The 15906-nt window shown below is 40.3% G+C and carries 10 protein-coding genes; 1 reads left to right on the top strand and 9 read right to left on the bottom strand.

What is annotated here, in order from left to right; all coding sequences use genetic code 11:
• Positions 1 to 35: 35 nt before the first annotated feature.
• From sufC to GHI45_RS00720, 5 genes are all read right to left on the bottom strand, one after another.
• Positions 36 to 818 (bottom strand): Fe-S cluster assembly ATPase SufC, encoded by a 783-nt coding sequence (gene sufC, locus GHI45_RS00740; RefSeq protein ID WP_147779245.1) that lies wholly within the window; start codon positions 816 to 818, stop codon positions 36 to 38.
• Between the two features lie 344 nt (positions 819 to 1162).
• A complete protein-coding gene (locus GHI45_RS00735) occupies positions 1163 to 2479 on the bottom strand; it encodes a glycosyltransferase family 4 protein (protein ID WP_147779244.1) in 1317 nt (438 codons plus the stop codon).
• A gap of 3 nt (positions 2480 to 2482) precedes the next feature.
• Positions 2483 to 3193: an adaptor protein MecA gene (locus GHI45_RS00730; RefSeq protein ID WP_147779243.1), complete on the bottom strand. Its 711-nt coding sequence runs from the start codon at positions 3191 to 3193 to the stop codon at positions 2483 to 2485.
• A 127-nt stretch (positions 3194 to 3320) separates the two neighbouring features.
• Positions 3321 to 4055, bottom strand: a complete 735-nt coding sequence (locus tag GHI45_RS00725; RefSeq protein WP_147779242.1) for an amino acid ABC transporter ATP-binding protein — start codon at positions 4053 to 4055, stop codon at positions 3321 to 3323.
• Positions 4052 to 4738, bottom strand: coding sequence for an amino acid ABC transporter permease (locus GHI45_RS00720; protein ID WP_147779241.1), 687 nt, complete (start codon positions 4736 to 4738; stop codon positions 4052 to 4054). Before GHI45_RS00720 ends, GHI45_RS00725 begins: the two co-directional genes overlap by 4 nt.
• Positions 4739 to 4882: 144 nt before the next feature.
• Here GHI45_RS00720 and GHI45_RS00715 point away from each other — a divergent pair, with 144 nt between their 5' ends.
• Entirely contained in the window at positions 4883 to 5806 is a 924-nt protein-coding gene (locus tag GHI45_RS00715; RefSeq protein ID WP_147779240.1) for a diacylglycerol kinase family protein, read from the top strand.
• A gap of 60 nt (positions 5807 to 5866) precedes the next feature.
• Here GHI45_RS00715 and rpoC read toward each other — a convergent pair whose 3' ends face one another.
• The 4 genes from rpoC to GHI45_RS00695 all read right to left on the bottom strand — a co-directional run bounded on the left by rpoC (position 5867) and on the right by GHI45_RS00695 (position 15862).
• Positions 5867 to 9505: a DNA-directed RNA polymerase subunit beta' gene (rpoC, locus tag GHI45_RS00710; RefSeq protein ID WP_187230057.1), complete on the bottom strand. Its 3639-nt coding sequence runs from the start codon at positions 9503 to 9505 to the stop codon at positions 5867 to 5869.
• A gap of 173 nt (positions 9506 to 9678) precedes the next feature.
• A complete protein-coding gene (locus tag GHI45_RS00705; RefSeq protein WP_147779239.1) occupies positions 9679 to 13299 on the bottom strand; it encodes a DNA-directed RNA polymerase subunit beta in 3621 nt (1206 codons plus the stop codon).
• Positions 13300 to 13642: 343 nt separating this feature from the next.
• Positions 13643 to 13951 (bottom strand): MGMT family protein, encoded by a 309-nt coding sequence (locus GHI45_RS00700; protein ID WP_147779238.1) that lies wholly within the window; start codon positions 13949 to 13951, stop codon positions 13643 to 13645.
• Between the two features lie 27 nt (positions 13952 to 13978).
• Positions 13979 to 15862, bottom strand: a complete 1884-nt coding sequence (locus GHI45_RS00695) for a M13-type metalloendopeptidase (protein ID WP_147779237.1) — start codon at positions 15860 to 15862, stop codon at positions 13979 to 13981.
• Between the last annotated feature and the right edge of the window lie 44 nt (positions 15863 to 15906).

Genomic DNA, 15906 nt, shown 5'->3' with positions numbered 1-15906 from the left:
GCACAAATCATACTGTCCTCGCCTTCAAGACCTCCTCATTCTTCTTCTTTGTAATCTAAACCAAGTTCGGCAGCAATTCCTGTATATCCTTCTTGTTCAAGACGAAGTGCAAGTTCTGCACCACCTGATTTGACCACGCGCCCATCCATCATGACATGAACAAAATCAGGGGTCACATAATCCAATAAACGTTGGTAGTGAGTGATAATCATGGCACCGAATTTTTCGCCACGCATTGAATTCACACCTTTAGCTACTACTTTCAGGGCATCAATATCAAGTCCTGAGTCGATTTCATCTAAGATGGCAAAAGTAGGTTCCAACATCAAAAGTTGAAGAATTTCATTGCGTTTCTTTTCGCCACCAGAAAAGCCTTCGTTCAGATAACGTTCAGCCATTTCTTCTTTCATGTTCAAGAGGGACATGTTTGCGTCCAATTTTTTAATGAATTTCATGACGCTAATTTTGTCATCTTCTGGACGACGTGCATTGATGGCAGCGCGCAAAAATTCGGCATTGGTAATGCCAGGAATTTCACTTGGATATTGCATGGCCAGAAAAAGCCCCAAACGTGCACGTTCATCAACTGTCATTTCCAAAAAATTTTCGCCATCAAAAAGGATTTCTCCCTTTGTAACATGATAATGGGGATTTCCCATGATTGCCGCAGAAAGCGTTGATTTCCCATTTCCGTTTGGCCCCATGATTGCATGGATTTCATTTGTGTTAATTGTTAAATTTACACCTTTGAGAATATATGTGTGAACGCCATTTTCATCAACGCCTACGTGTAAATCTTTAATTTCTAAAACTGACATACCGCTCCTTCTTTGACAACTTTTTTATTATTTTAAACAACTTATACTAGTTAACCTCTAACCGACTTTTAAGTCGGTTAGTAGATTAACTGCAAATATACTGCCTTGCGCGTGCGCAAGAAGTGGTTTGCCTTTTGCTCTTGTTGCTTTAGCAACTAAGCAAACGGACATGCACCGCTGCGTAAAACGCAAACTTTAACTTCTATGCTTTTAGAAGTTAAACAGTATTAAATAATCAATTTGTATTCGTTTTTGTATTCTGTCAATTAGATTTGACATTTTACTTAAACAGTTCTATTCTAACAAAAAAACAGCTTAATTGGTAGGTTTAAGCTGTTTATTTCCTATTTTTTATCTTTTTCAACACGACTCAAATGTTGAGGTCTTTTGACTTGATTTTCTTCCTCTTTAATGAGTGGACTTTCAAGTTCAATTGTATCTCGTTCAGCCTCATTTTTCTCGTAATCTGTGTGCGTTAGCACAGCATCACGGTAGCCTGAATTTCCGATGAAACGTAATAATTTCAACATGGGTTGACGATTTTCTCCCAAAATTCCGACCAGCTCGATAAAGATTTCCAAACCAAACAGGCAAGCAACAAGGAGCAAAATCCCACCAAAACGTGATGAAACCTGCAAAATCACGGAGATAAAGGCAAAAATGCCAGCAATGCCATAAATAACAAGGACAGCTCCGCGATGTGTAAAACCGAGTGCCATCAAACGATGATGCAAATGACGCTTGTCCGCTGATGTGATACTCTGGCGATTAAGCTTACGACGTAAAATAGCCATGACCGTGTCCGTAATCGGAACCCCCAAAATTAAAAGGGGGGTCAAAACAGCAACAGCAGTCGCATTTTTCAAGCCCTGCAAAGAAGCCACCGAAATCATAAATCCTAAGAATAAAGCACCTGTATCACCCAAATAAATAATGGCTGGGTGATAATTATAAGGGAAAAAGCCCATAATGGCAGCGACTAATGTAAAGATTGTAATTGGCAAAAAGACATTTGGACTGGGAAGGAAAAAGTAAGAAACTAAGCCCATCGTCAGCAATGAAATCACGGATACCCCACTTGCAAGCCCGTCTAGCCCGTCAATCAGATTGATGGCATTGGTAATAGCCAAAATCCAGAAAACGGTAAAGATAAACGAGAGCCAAGCTGGAAAAATAAGCAAAGGGCCACCAAAAGGAATTTTGATATTGTCAAATCGAGCATGCGTGAAAAACCAAATGAAGCTTGCTGCAATCGTCAGTCCAAGCATTTTCATCTTTGGCGAAATCTCTTTGATGTCATCAATCAAACCCGTTATGACAACGATAGCTGCGCCAATCACAAAGGGTAGGATATAACTATAATAGGTTTGCAACTGTGGCCCGCTGCCTGATTTTGCAGGAGCCACGCCCAACATTGAAGGCTGTGCATGAACTATCAAAGGTAAAATAACCAAAGTTGTGATAACAAAAGAAATAAATATAGGCAAACCTCCAGCCGATGGCATGGGTTTTGTATTTATTCTTCTGGCATTTGGATTATCAACTGCGCCGATGGCTCTAGAGACAAATGTCATCAAAGGCGTTAAAATAAGCGAAATACAAAATGTAATCACCAAAACAATCAAAAATTTAAGTGAAAAAGGGATTGCTGATATTGTCATAAATTAGCCTTTAATTTTTCTGAGAATAGCCATTGCATTGGTTTCAATCAGGCATTTTCCATATTCTTGCAAGTAATCACGTTCGTAAGGCGAAAGTTGACCATATTCCAACAAACGACTCCGCATGGCATCAATTTGCAACTGTCCTTTGGCTTTAATACTATCCAAAACAACCAAATAAAACTTATCGTCAAATTGGAAAAGCTCAGATAATTCTTCTTCAAAAACAACGTTTTTTACTGCTGAAAAAAGGGCCATTGGTTGAGCAAATTCAATGGCATAAAAAATAAAATCGCGTTCTTTTTTATCCTCATTTTCGGTAGCATTTTCTGCACCAAGTCCAGGTTTAAAGTCTTTGATTCCACGTTCGGCAGCCATATCAGAGCCAATTTCATTTAGCTTGCTATAAAAGCCTTTCATCAATTCTTCAAATTCTTCTGGATCATCTGGAATTTCGCCAGTTCCATCTTCTCCTAAGACTTCTTCAGAAACAATTAAATTAACGCCTTTTGGATGCGGTTGGACTTGGAAAGTCAATAATCCTGTCTGATTAAAGCGATTTTCTAGTCCTAATTCTTCAACCAAATCATAAAATAACTGCTCGATAACTTGTTGATTTTGGAAAAAATCAGAGAGCTTGACATCATGATCTGACAAATCCTCAAAGGTCAGACTTATCTTAATTGTATTATCATTTATATTTTCAAATTTCATAGATTCTCTTTTCTTGTTCAAGTTCCTCTTTTGGTTCTTAGTTTAATTATACCACAGTCTCTACTAAAACTTTATTCATATTTGATTTTGAGAAAACAAAAAGCTGTCAGCACTGACAGCTCATTGATTATAATACTTTAGCAAGAAAATCTTGTGTCCGAGCTTCTTTTGGATGATCAAAGACAGCTTCAGGTTTGCCTTCTTCAACAATGACACCATCTGCCATAAACAGCACGCGGTCTGCTACATTTTTAGCAAAGCCCATTTCGTGAGTGACGACAACCATGGTCATGCCTTCTTTAGCCAATTCTTGCATGACGTTTAATACTTCGCCAACCATTTCTGGATCAAGTGCAGAAGTTGGTTCATCAAAGAGCATGACATCAGGTGCCATGGTCAAGGCACGTGCAATCGCAACACGCTGTTGTTGGCCACCTGACAAGCTTTGTGGATAAGCCTCAGCCTTTTCAGATAGTCCGACACGTTCGAGCAATTCTTTTGCCTTTGCTGTCGCTTCATCTTTGGTCATTTTTCCTGTTTTAACAGGAGCCAATGTCAAATTGTCAAGAACCGTCATGTTTGGAAAAAGATTAAACTGTTGGAAAACCATGCCCATTTTTTCGCGGTGTTTAAAAACATCCACGGATTTATCAGCAATGTTTGTTCCTTCAAAATAAACTTCGCCTTTGGTTGGTGTTTCAAGTAAGTTCATGGTCCGCAAGAAAGTGGATTTTCCCGAACCAGAAGGCCCAATCATAACAACGACTTCGCCTTTTTTAATCGCGATATCTAGTCCTTTTAAGACTTCATTTTTTCCGAAACTTTTGTATAAACCTTTGATTTCAATTAAATTTTCACTCATTTTGCATAGCCCTTTCCAAGTTTCTTTTCAAATCGTGCAAGCAAGCGGCTGAGCGCGAAACAAACAACGAAATAATAAACAGAAACCAATAAAAGTGGTGTGATTGTTTGGTAGGTTGACGTGATTACTGTTTGTGTACCAAAGTAGATTTCCATAACGCCGATAGTTGACAAGAGCGAACTATCTTTGATGATGGTCACAAATTCATTACCAACAGCTGGTAAAATGTTCCGAACGGCTTGCGGCAAAATGACACTCATCATGGCTTTGGCTGGACGAATACCGAGTGAGTAAGCTGCTTCTTTTTGGCCAGCAGGAACTGCTTCAATCCCCGCACGCACAATTTCAGCCATATAAGCACCTGAGTTAAGGGACAAAATCAAAATCCCTACAGCCAGACGGTTTGAGTCTTCTGATAAAATCCCAATGTGAATGGTTGGCCAATTTGACACACCAAGAATGGCATAACCTAAGGCAATTTGAACCAACATTGGTGTATCACGGAAGATTTCGATGTAGGCATTTAAAATCCAACGCAAGGGTGCAATTTTTGACATTTTTCCAAGTGCGGCTAAAATCCCAATCACTGTTCCAAAAATAACGACAAAGACGGAGATAATGATGGTAAAGATGACACCGTCATTAAAATACGGTAAGTATTCAGGAATAAAACTCCAACTCATAATTTGTTCTCTTTTCTTATTTTATTCAATATTTTTTTATATTAAGTATAATTATAACCCATTTTGCATAAAAATTCAAACCATTTTCCTTATTTCCTAATTTTTTATGTGAATATTTGTCTGATTTTTTGGTAGAATAAGAGCATGACTTATTTCATTCTTGCAAATCCAAATTCTGGTGCTAAAAAAGGGGCACATACGCTTGATGTTTTACTCCCTTATTTTAATGAAAATCAGATTAAATATCAACTTTTTGCCACTTCAGAAATTGGGCAGGAAGCTCAACTTATCAATGCTATTTTAGAACTCAAAACAAGTACCGATCAGCTCTTGATTATTGGAGGAGACGGCACCATTTCACTTGCCATTGATGCTCTCCCTGACCATATTCCCTTTGCCTATATTCCTGCAGGATCGGGCAATGACTTCGCGCGAAGCTTGCATATTTCACTTGACCCGATTGAAGCATTCAAAAATATTGAACGCCAAGAAAAGCATGACATATACATCATCAAATACAGTTCTCATCAGCTTTCTGGCTATGCCTTAAATAACATTGGCATTGGCCTTGACGCACAAATTGTCAAATCAGCCAATGAAGGAAAACTCAAAACCTGGCTCAATAAAATCAAACTTGGACAACTGGCGTATTTGATGACAGCTCTCCATGTTTTATTTACAAAAAAACCGTTTGCTGTCCACTTGTCAGCTCTGACAAACGACAATAAAGTTCAAGAAAAAGCATATGCCAGAGCCTTTTTGATGACATTTACCAAACATCCTTATTTCGGTGGCGGTGTCAAAATTTCGCCTGAGGCAAGTAATTCGAACGCAGAAATTCATTTGGTTGAATTCGATCGTCATCCCATGCGCAAAATTTTTCCAGTTGTCCCTAAAGTACTCAAAGGCACACATTTGACAAATCCTTTATTTGATCATCGTATCTCAAAGACATTTACAGTAACCACCGATGTCAATCAACCCGTCCAAATTGACGGAGAGACGCACGAAATCCTCAAAAATGATCCTTTGACCTTATCAACAGAAAAACGAACCATCATTTACTGATTATTCATCTGTCAGCACTGACAAAATAAAAAAACGAGCTTTTGCTCGTTTTTTTATTGTTTATTTTTTAGCAGCTTCAGGAGCTACAGTTTCAACTTCTTTTTTTACCACTTCAGGCGCATTTGTCAAATCTGACAATGGTTCCAAATTGCGGTAACGTGCCATACCAGTACCGGCAGGAATAATCTTACCGATGATGACATTTTCTTTCAAACCAAGCAAGTGGTCTTCTTTACCGCGAATCGCAGCGTCAGTAAGGACACGTGTTGTTTCTTGGAATGAGGCAGCTGACAAGAATGAATTTGTTTCGAGTGAGGCTTTTGTAATCCCCATAAGAACTGGACGTGCTGTTGCAGGCAATTCACCATTCAACAAAGCAGACTCATTGCTCTTTTCAAAATCATCAATATCCATCAATGTACCTGGAAGGAGGTCTGTTGAACCAGTATCCATAACACGGACTTTACGTAACATTTGACGTACCATTACTTCGATATGCTTGTCGCCGATTTCAACCCCTTGGCCACGGTAAGTTTTTTGAACTTCGGCAAGGAGATAAGTTTCAACTGACAAAACATCACGAACTTGGAGCAAGTGTTTTGGTTCAATAGAACCGTCAACAAGTGGTGCACCACGGTGAATAAATTCGCCTTCTTCAACTTTAAGTGGTGAAGACATTGGAACAACGTATGAACGTGTATCTGTTTCACCCTTGATTGTGATTTCGCGTGTACGTGTAGCAGGATCATCAACAAATGCTTGAACGGTACCCGTTACTTCAGTAATTGTTGCTTCCCCTTTAGGATTACGTGCTTCAAAGATTTCTTGGACACGAGGAAGCCCTTGTGTGATATCGGCATTACCGGCAACACCACCAAAGTGGAAGTTACGCATGGTAAGTTGTGTACCAGGTTCCCCGATGGCTTGTGCGGCAACGATACCAACAGCTTCACCGACTTCAACAGTTCCGCCAGTAGCCATATCCATACCATAACAGTGTTTACATACACCGTGTGCTGTCTTACATGTAAAGATTGAACGGATTGTTACACCTTTAATGCCGGCATCAACGATTTGGTTTGCAATTTCTTCTGTGATCAATTGGTCTTCACCCAAAATCAATTCACCAGTTTCTGGATGGAAAATAGATTTCTTAGTATAACGACCAACCAAACGTTCGAACAATGGTTCAATCATTTCTTTACCATTGGCAATTTCTTGAACCAAAAGTCCACGGTCAGTTCCACAGTCTTCTTCACGAATGATAACGTCTTGCGCAACGTCAACCAAACGACGTGTCAAGTAACCAGATTCGGCTGTCTTAAGGGCCGTATCGGTCATCCCTTTACGGGCACCATGGGTAGAGAAGAACATTTCTTGTACTGTCAAACCTTCACGGAAGTTTGAAATAACTGGAAGTTCCATTGTTTTACCATTAGGAGCTGCCATCAATCCACGCATACCAGAAAGTTGTGAGAAGTTTGAGATGTTACCACGGGCTCCAGAGTCCATCATCATGACGATTGGGTTAGAAATATCTTGGTGCGCAATCAGTTCTTTTTCAAGTGCTTCTTTTGCATCACGCCAAACATCACAAACGTGTGTATAACGTTCTTCATCAGTAATCAAACCGCGACGGAATTGTTTTGTGATTTGAGCAACTTTAGCATGCGCAGCTTCGATGATTTCAGGTTTTTTCTCAACCGTTGGAATATCTGCGATCCCCACAGTCAAACCAGCCAATGTTGATTGGTGGTAACCAAGGTCTTTCAATTCATCAAGGAACATTGATGTTGCTGTTGTTCCGTAACGTTTGAAGACTTCAGCGATAATTTTACCCAAGTATTTTTTCTTGAATGGCAATACAGTTGGCAAGTTTTCAAGGAAAGCGTGAATATCTTCACCAGCTCCCATGAAGAAACGGTCATCTGTTGCGCTAGACAAAGCAGCATCAGTTGGTTCGTTGATGAATGGCATTCCGACAGGAATGATTGAGTTAAACATCACTTTACCAACTGTTGTGATCAAGATTTTATCTTGTTGGAATTCAGTCCAAGGACGATCCAAAGCACTTGCCAAAATACCGATACGTGTGTGCAAGTGAACGACACCATTTGTACGTGCAATTTCTACTTCTTCAGCAGAAGAGAAAATCATTCCTTCACCTTCACGGTCGTGTTGTTCCATAGTAATGTAATAGTTACCAAGGACCATATCTTGTGATGGTGTAACGACTGGTTTACCATCTTTAGGGTTCAAGATGTGTTCTGCAGCAAGCATCAAAAGACGTGCTTCAGCTTGGGCTTCTTCAGACAAAGGCAAGTGAACGGCCATTTGGTCACCGTCAAAGTCGGCGTTAAAGGCTTCACAGGCCAATGGGTGAAGACGCATTGCTTTCCCATCAATCAATACAGGTTCGAACGCTTGAATACCCAAACGGTGAAGCGTAGGTGCCCGGTTCATCAAAATAGGGTGTTCTTTAACGATATCTTCGAGGACATCCCAAACTTCAAAGTCTTGACGTTCAACTTTACGTTTTGCAGCACGAATGTTAGCAGCAAGTTCACGTTTTACAAGTTCTGACATAACGAATGGTTTAAACAATTCGATTGCCATTTCACGTGGAAGACCCATTTGGTAAGTTTTAAGTGTTGGACCTACGGCGATAACTGAACGACCTGAGTAGTCAACACGTTTACCAAGCAAGTTTTGACGGAAACGTCCTTGTTTCCCTTTAAGCATGTGTGACAATGATTTCAATGGACGGTTAGAAGGACCAGTAATTGGACGACCACGGCGACCATTATCAATCAAAGTATCGACAGCTTCTTGAAGCATACGTTTTTCATTTTGAACGATAATATTTGGTGCATTAAGTTCCATCAAACGTTTCAAACGGTTATTACGGTTGATAACACGACGATACAAATCGTTCAAGTCAGATGTGGCAAAACGACCACCATCAAGTTGAACCATTGGACGCAAATCAGGTGGAATAACTGGAAGGACATTAAGTACCATCCATTCCAAACGGTTGCCAGACTTACGGAAAGCTGACAAAACGTCCAAACGACGAATAACTTTAACACGACGTTGACCAGAAATAACTTTCAACTCAACTTTGAGTTCAGCAATTTCTTTGTCCAAATCGACATCATTCAACAAATCTTGAATGGCTTCTGCACCCATCTTAGCGACGAATGAACCAAATCCATTTTTCAAGAGTTGTTCACGATATTCGCGTTCAGTCAAAAGTTGTTTCTTTTCAAGATCAGTTTCTTTAGGATCAATTACGACGTAGCTTGCGAAATAAATGATTTCTTCAAGCGCACGAGGGCTCATGTCCAAAGCAAGTCCCATACGTGATGGAATTCCTTTGAAATACCAGATGTGTGATGTTGGGGCAGCAAGTTCGATATGTCCCATGCGTTCACGACGTGATTTAGCAGTTGTTACTTGAACACCACAAAGTTCACAAACTTGATTTTTGTAGAAAACACCTTTAAGTTTTCCACATGCACATTCCCAGTCTTTTTGTGGGCCGAAAATTCTTTCGTCGAAAAGTCCTTCACGTTCTGGTTTTTGTGTTCGATAGTTGATTGTTTCTGGTTTTTTAACTTCACCATATGACCAATAACGAATTTTTTGGGGAGATGCGATACCAATCTGCATACTCTCAAATTTATTTACATCGACCAATTTTTTCTCCACTTCTTATAAAATATGATACTGTTGATCAGTTTAAGTTTTAGTGCAAAATATTTTTTGCAATCTAAAAATGATTGAATTTTTTCTTTGACGTAGCTATTCCGTTATAAAACAACTGTTTTCAATTATCTTATAACGAAATAGCTACGCTATTTCAAAAATGCTTATGCTTTATCAGTATCAATCAAAGTTTGTTCTTCTTGTTCAGCTTCAACAACGCGTGCTTCTTGAGCTTCGAGCATTTCAGCTGTGATTTCTGGTTCTGGTTGACGGTTATCCATATCATCATCCAATTCACGCAAATCAATTGTGTTGTGATCTGCATCAAGGACTTTCATGTCAAGACCGAGTGATTGTAATTCTTTTACAAGGACACGGAATGATTCTGGAAGACCTGGACGAGGAATGCGTTCGCCTTTAACGATCGCTTCATAGGCACGTGTACGTCCAATAACGTCATCTGACTTGTAAGTCAAGATTTCTTGAAGGACATTAGATGCACCATACGCTTCAAGTGCCCAAACTTCCATTTCACCGAAACGTTGTCCACCGAACTGTGCTTTACCACCGAGCGGTTGTTGAGTAACGAGTGAGTAAGGACCTACTGAACGTGCATGAAGTTTATCATCAACCATGTGGTGAAGCTTGATCATGTACATGACACCAACAGAGATACGGTTATCAAATGGTTCACCTGTACGTCCGTCATAAAGCACGGTCTTAGCATCAGCTGCCATCCCTGCTTCTTTAACAGTTTCCCAGATTTCATCATCGGAAGCCCCATCAAAGACTGGTGTTGCAACATAGAAGTCTTCATCTTTACCTGCTTCACGGTTTTGGATACCCAAAATACGTGCAGCCATTCCCAAGTGGAGTTCCTTAACTTGTCCGATATTCATACGTGATGGCACACCAAGTGGATTCAACATGATATCGATAGGTGTTCCATCTGGAAGGTATGGCATATCTTCAACAGGAACGATGTTTGAAACGACACCCTTGTTCCCGTGACGACCAGACATTTTATCTCCGACACGGATTTTACGTTTTTGCGCAATGAAGACACGAACAAGTGTATTGACACCTGAAGGCAATTCGTCACCGTTATCACGAGTAAAGACGTGAACTTGGTGAACAATACCGCCACCGCCGTGAGGAACACGGAGTGATGTATCACGAACTTCGCGTGCTTTTTCACCGAAGATTGCACGGAGCAAACGTTCTTCTGGTGTTGGATCTGTTTCACCCTTAGGTGTTACTTTACCAACAAGAATATCGCCATCTTTAACCTCAGCACCAATACGGATAATTCCGTCTTCGTCAAGGTTCTTGATTGCTTCATCACCAACGTTTGGAATTTCGCGAGTAATTTCTTCAGGGCCAAGCTTTGTATCGCGTGTTTCTGATTCGTATTCTTCAATGGCGATTGATGTATAAACATCATCTTTAACCATACGTTCTGACATGATTACGGCATCTTCAAAGTTATAACCTTCCCATGTCATGTAGGCGATAAGTGGGTTGTTACCCAAAGCCAATTCGCCATCGACCATTGAAGGACCATTGATGACAACATCGCCTTGTTCTACTTTGTCGCCAAGAGCAACAAGTGGGCGTTGGTTATAAGAAGTTCCTGAGTTTGAACGTTGATATTTTGTAACATTATAAATGTCAAGTTCGCCTGTTGTACGACGAATTCTTACTTCATTACCATCAACATATTCACAGATACCATCATGTTTAGCAATACCAGCAGCTCCAGAGTCGTGACCGATTTGGTATTCCATCCCAGTACCAACCCAAGGGCTGTGTGGGTCAATCAATGGTACGGCTTGACGTTGCATGTTGGCTCCCATAAGGGCACGGTTTGAGTCATCGTTTTCCAAGAAAGGAATACATGCAGCGGCTGTCGCAACTACCTGTTTAGGTGAAACATCCATGTAATCAACGTTTGCTGATTCAACTTCGATATTGTTCCCTTGATGACGGGCCATAACTGTTTCGCTGGCAAAATGATTGTCAGCTGTCAAACGAGAGTTGGCTTGGGCAACAGTATAGTTGTCTTCTTCATCAGCTGTCAAGTATTCAACGTCTGAAGTTACAATACCAGTTGTGCGGTCAACACGACGGAATGGAGACATGATGAAACCATATTCGTTAATCTTGGCATAAGTTGACAAGTTGTTGATCAAACCGATATTTGGTCCTTCAGGTGTTTCAATAGGACACATACGACCGTAGTGAGTATAGTGAACGTCACGTACTTCATATGAAGCACGGTCACGTGAGATACCACCAGGGCCTAAGGCAGAGAAACGACGTTTGTGTGACAATTCAGACAAAGGATTGTGTTGGTCCATGAACTGTGAAAGTTGAGATGAACCAAAGAATTCTTTGATTGAAGCTGTAACAGGACGAATGTTAATCAAACCTTGAGGTGTGATATTTTCATTTTCAGTAGATGACATCCGTTCACGAATGACACGTTCCATACGTGAAAGTCCAATACGAACTTGGTTTTGGAGCAATTCACCAACGGAACGGATACGACGGTTACCTAAGTGGTCGATATCATCAACTTTGCCGATTCCTTCGAAAAGTCCGAGCCAGTAGTTGATATTAGCAATCACATCGGCTGGTTTCAAAACGCGGTCTTCAGCAGGAACTTGTCCATTTGACATCAAAGTGATGACGCGTTCTGGATTTTTTGGTGAATATACTTTAATGGCTTGAACTTCGATTGGTTCGCCAAGCATTACACCATCTTCAGAAGGTTGGTAAATAACTGTGTTTAATCCAGCTTCAAGCAATGGTTCGATGATATTCAAAACATCACGTGTTACAAGTGTATCTGAAGCAACGACAATTTCACCAGTTTCAGGGTCAACGATTGGTTCTGCCAAAGTCAATCCGAGCAAACGGTTCTTAAGCGCCAATTTTTTGTTGAATTTGTAACGTCCAACAGGTGCAAAGTCGTAACGTTTTGGATCGAAGAAGCGTGCTACCAAGAGCCCACGAGAACTATCGGCTGTCTTAGGTTCACCAGGACGCAAACGGTCATAGATGTCTTTAAGTGCTTCTTCTGTACGTGTGTCTGATGGGTTTTTGTGAATGTCTTTACCTAAAGTTGTTTCAAGTAATTCACTTTCGCCAAACAATTCACGGATTTCTTCATCTGAACAAAATCCGAGTGCGCGTACCATTGTTGTAAATGTTAATTTACGTGTGCGGTCGATACGGACGTAACCAACGCCTTTAGCGTCTGTGTCAAGTTCGAACCAAGCCCCACGGTTAGGAATTGTCGTATGTCCATAACTTTCAAGACCGTTTTTGTCTGTTTTAAGATGGAAATATGACCCAGGACTACGAACCAACTGGCTGACGATCAAACGTTCTGAACCATTGTTGATAAATGTCCCCATTTCAGTCATAAGTGGGAAATCACCGAAGAAAACTTCTTGAGTTTTCAATTCGCCAGTTTCTTTATTCACAAGACGGAAAGTCACATAAATAGGAGCTGAATAGTTTGCATCGTGCGCACGAGCTTCTTCAACTGTATATTTAGGTGTTTTCATTTCGTAGCCTATGAATTCAAGTTCCATTGTTCCGGCAAAGTTATCGATTGGGAACATTTCTTTGAATACATCTGCGAGGCCAGTGTCGAGAAAGTTTTGATAACTTGAAGTTTGAACTTCAATCAGATTTGGCAATCCGATTACTTCTTTGATGCGCGAAAAACTGCGTCTTGTACGGTGTTTACCGTATTGTACGTCATGTCCTGCCAAGTTGTTTCTCCTCTAATAATTATCTATTTCTCCCCATTTTCAAAGGTCAGAAATAGTGTAAAATAAGTTTAATCTGTCAATTTAGTGAGTTTTTCATTAAAAAATCTGAAAATTTAGTAGTTTGTCTTTTTGTTAACTTTTCAAATTTCATGGTAAAAAAACGCCAAAAAAGCAACGAGAAACAAACGTTTTTCGCTGCTTACAAGACCCGCAGGGACAAGAGATCCGTTGGGTTTTGCTGACAAACCATTATTACTATTATAGCATTTTTTGTCAATTTATACAAGGTTTCGTCTTCCTATTTTTGATAGAACAAGCGCCTGAAAAAAACAAAAACACGACCTCAATCGTGTTTTTTTAACATTACTTTTCCAAGTTCTGAAACTTCCAAACCTTCCAGTCGCAGCAGACGAATTTGTTCATTTTTTCCTGCCCCTGTCAGTCCAATTTTTCCATCACTTCTAATCACGCGCCACCAAGGCAATGCGTACTTATCGGATAGACCATGCAAGGCTCTCGAAACTTGCCTTGCACCATTGATAAGACCCGCCCTTATGGCAATATCCCTGTAAGAGCTGACAGAACCATACGGAATGGCTTTTATTTCTGCTAAAATCCGTTTGGTTTCAGGTTTTAAATCATCATAATCCATGGTTTGTCCTTTTGAGTCTTGATTGGATTACCAAATCTTAACTCGATTTTCTGGAGCACGATACATCTTGTCCGTACTGACAATGCCAAAAGTTTCATAGAATTCTTCAAGATTTGTCGGTGGAATGTTGGCGCGCAGTGCTGCTGGAGCATGAACGTCCATTGACAGCAACATTTGTTGGAATTCCAAACTGGCTTTGTTGCGCCAAATTCTTGCCCATTGTTCAAAGAAATCAACCAAATTGACGTCATCTTCGCTTTGAGCTGCTGTCAGCGCTGCCGTAATTCCTCCTTGGTCAGCAATGTTTTCTGACACAATAAGTTTTCCGTTGGCAGGGCCAGCAACTGTTTCAACACCGTCAAATTCAGCAATCATTTCTTCTTGTTTCTTCTCAAATGCAGCATAATCTGCTTCTGACCACCATTTGTTCAAATTACCGTCTTTGTCAAATTGAGCACCATTGTTGTCAAAGGCATGAGAAATTTCATGGGCAATGACTGCACCAATCCCACCATAATTTTGTGATTTGGACTGTGTCAAACTGTAGAATGGCGCTTGTAAGATAGCAGCAGGGAAGAAAATGCTGTTGCTGTCAGAAGTATAGTAGGCATTGACCATGTGTGCAGGCATTTGCCATTCTTTTTTGTCCACTTCTTGTGAGAATTTTTCGTAATGACGAGCAGTCAAAATTTCGTCAAAGCTGACAACATCTTCGTAGAGACTTCCTGTACCTGTTTTCAAACGGCTGTAATATTCTGGAAGTTGATCTGGATAGGCGATATTTACTGTGATAGCATCTAATTTTTCAATGGCTTTCAATCGTGTTGCTTCGCTTAACCATGCGTTCGTACGCAAACGATCTTGATAGACTTTGATCATTTTGTCCGTCATGTTTTTGACATCAGCTTTTGCTTCGTCACCAAAATATTTTTTACCGTAGAAAAGTCCAATCACTTGGCTGAAATAAGATTCAGTAACATCAAGTTGATGTTTATCTTGTTTGCGTGCTTCTGCGACGTTCGACACTTTTCTGCTGTAAGCAGAGCCTTTTACACGCAAGTCTTCTGACAGATAATTGGTTGCCTTACGGGCTGCTTTTGTCAGCATCCATGCCTTAATCAAGTTCCAATTTTCAGGACTGACAATTTGGTTAAAGTTTTCATAGAAGCGTTCTTCAAAGACAATGATTTTATCAGGCATTGTGCCCACAAGGGTTTCAATAATGGCTTTAAAATCAAGGCTGCTTGCTGTTGACAAAAAGCTGTCAGCACTGACAGGATGGTACAATTCAGCATATTTCGCCCACTCTTCAGATGTGTTTGAGAATGGTGCTAAAAGTTTATCAAAAGTAACCGCATCTGCTGCAATTTTTTCTGCGTCTTCAAACCCAAATGCAGCAAGAATTTCTGCTGAATTTTCTGCCCAGAAATCAAGTAACTCTGCTTTGCGTGGGTGTTCATCTGCATAGTAAGTCGTGTCTGGCAAGATGAGCCCTGGCCCAGTTAAGACAAGAGCATGATGAATGGCGTCCATCATATCAGACTCGACTGCGAGTCCAAAAGGCATGGCTGCTTGCGAATGCAAAATCAAATCGCCCGCTTGTGCTTTGAAAGTTTCAAAGTCTTTCAAGTCGCTTATTTTTTGTAATTCTTTTTTGACTGCTGAAAAATCATCAGCATTCCGTTTTGCCCAATCGCCTGCTTTCAGGTAAAACTTGATGGCTTCAAGTAATTCCTTATTTTCTTTTGGCAGGTTGACTGACAATTCTGTCAGGTCTGACGTTAAGTTTTTTTCAATCTCCAGCACCAATTCATCAAATGCTGACATTCTTGGTTTATCAGAAGGAATTTCAACGGTTGCAAGCCAATCTGCGTTGACTGCTTCAAAAAGATTATCTTGAATTCTTGTCATAATTTTCTCCAATATTTCTACTATTTAGAACACTATCATTATAT

It is taken from the genome of Lactococcus sp. dk101, from assembly GCF_009601055.1.
Taxonomy (GTDB): domain Bacteria; phylum Bacillota; class Bacilli; order Lactobacillales; family Streptococcaceae; genus Lactococcus.
The sequence above is the reverse complement of the archived record's forward strand: the minus strand, read 5'-3'. Positions and strand labels throughout refer to the sequence as shown.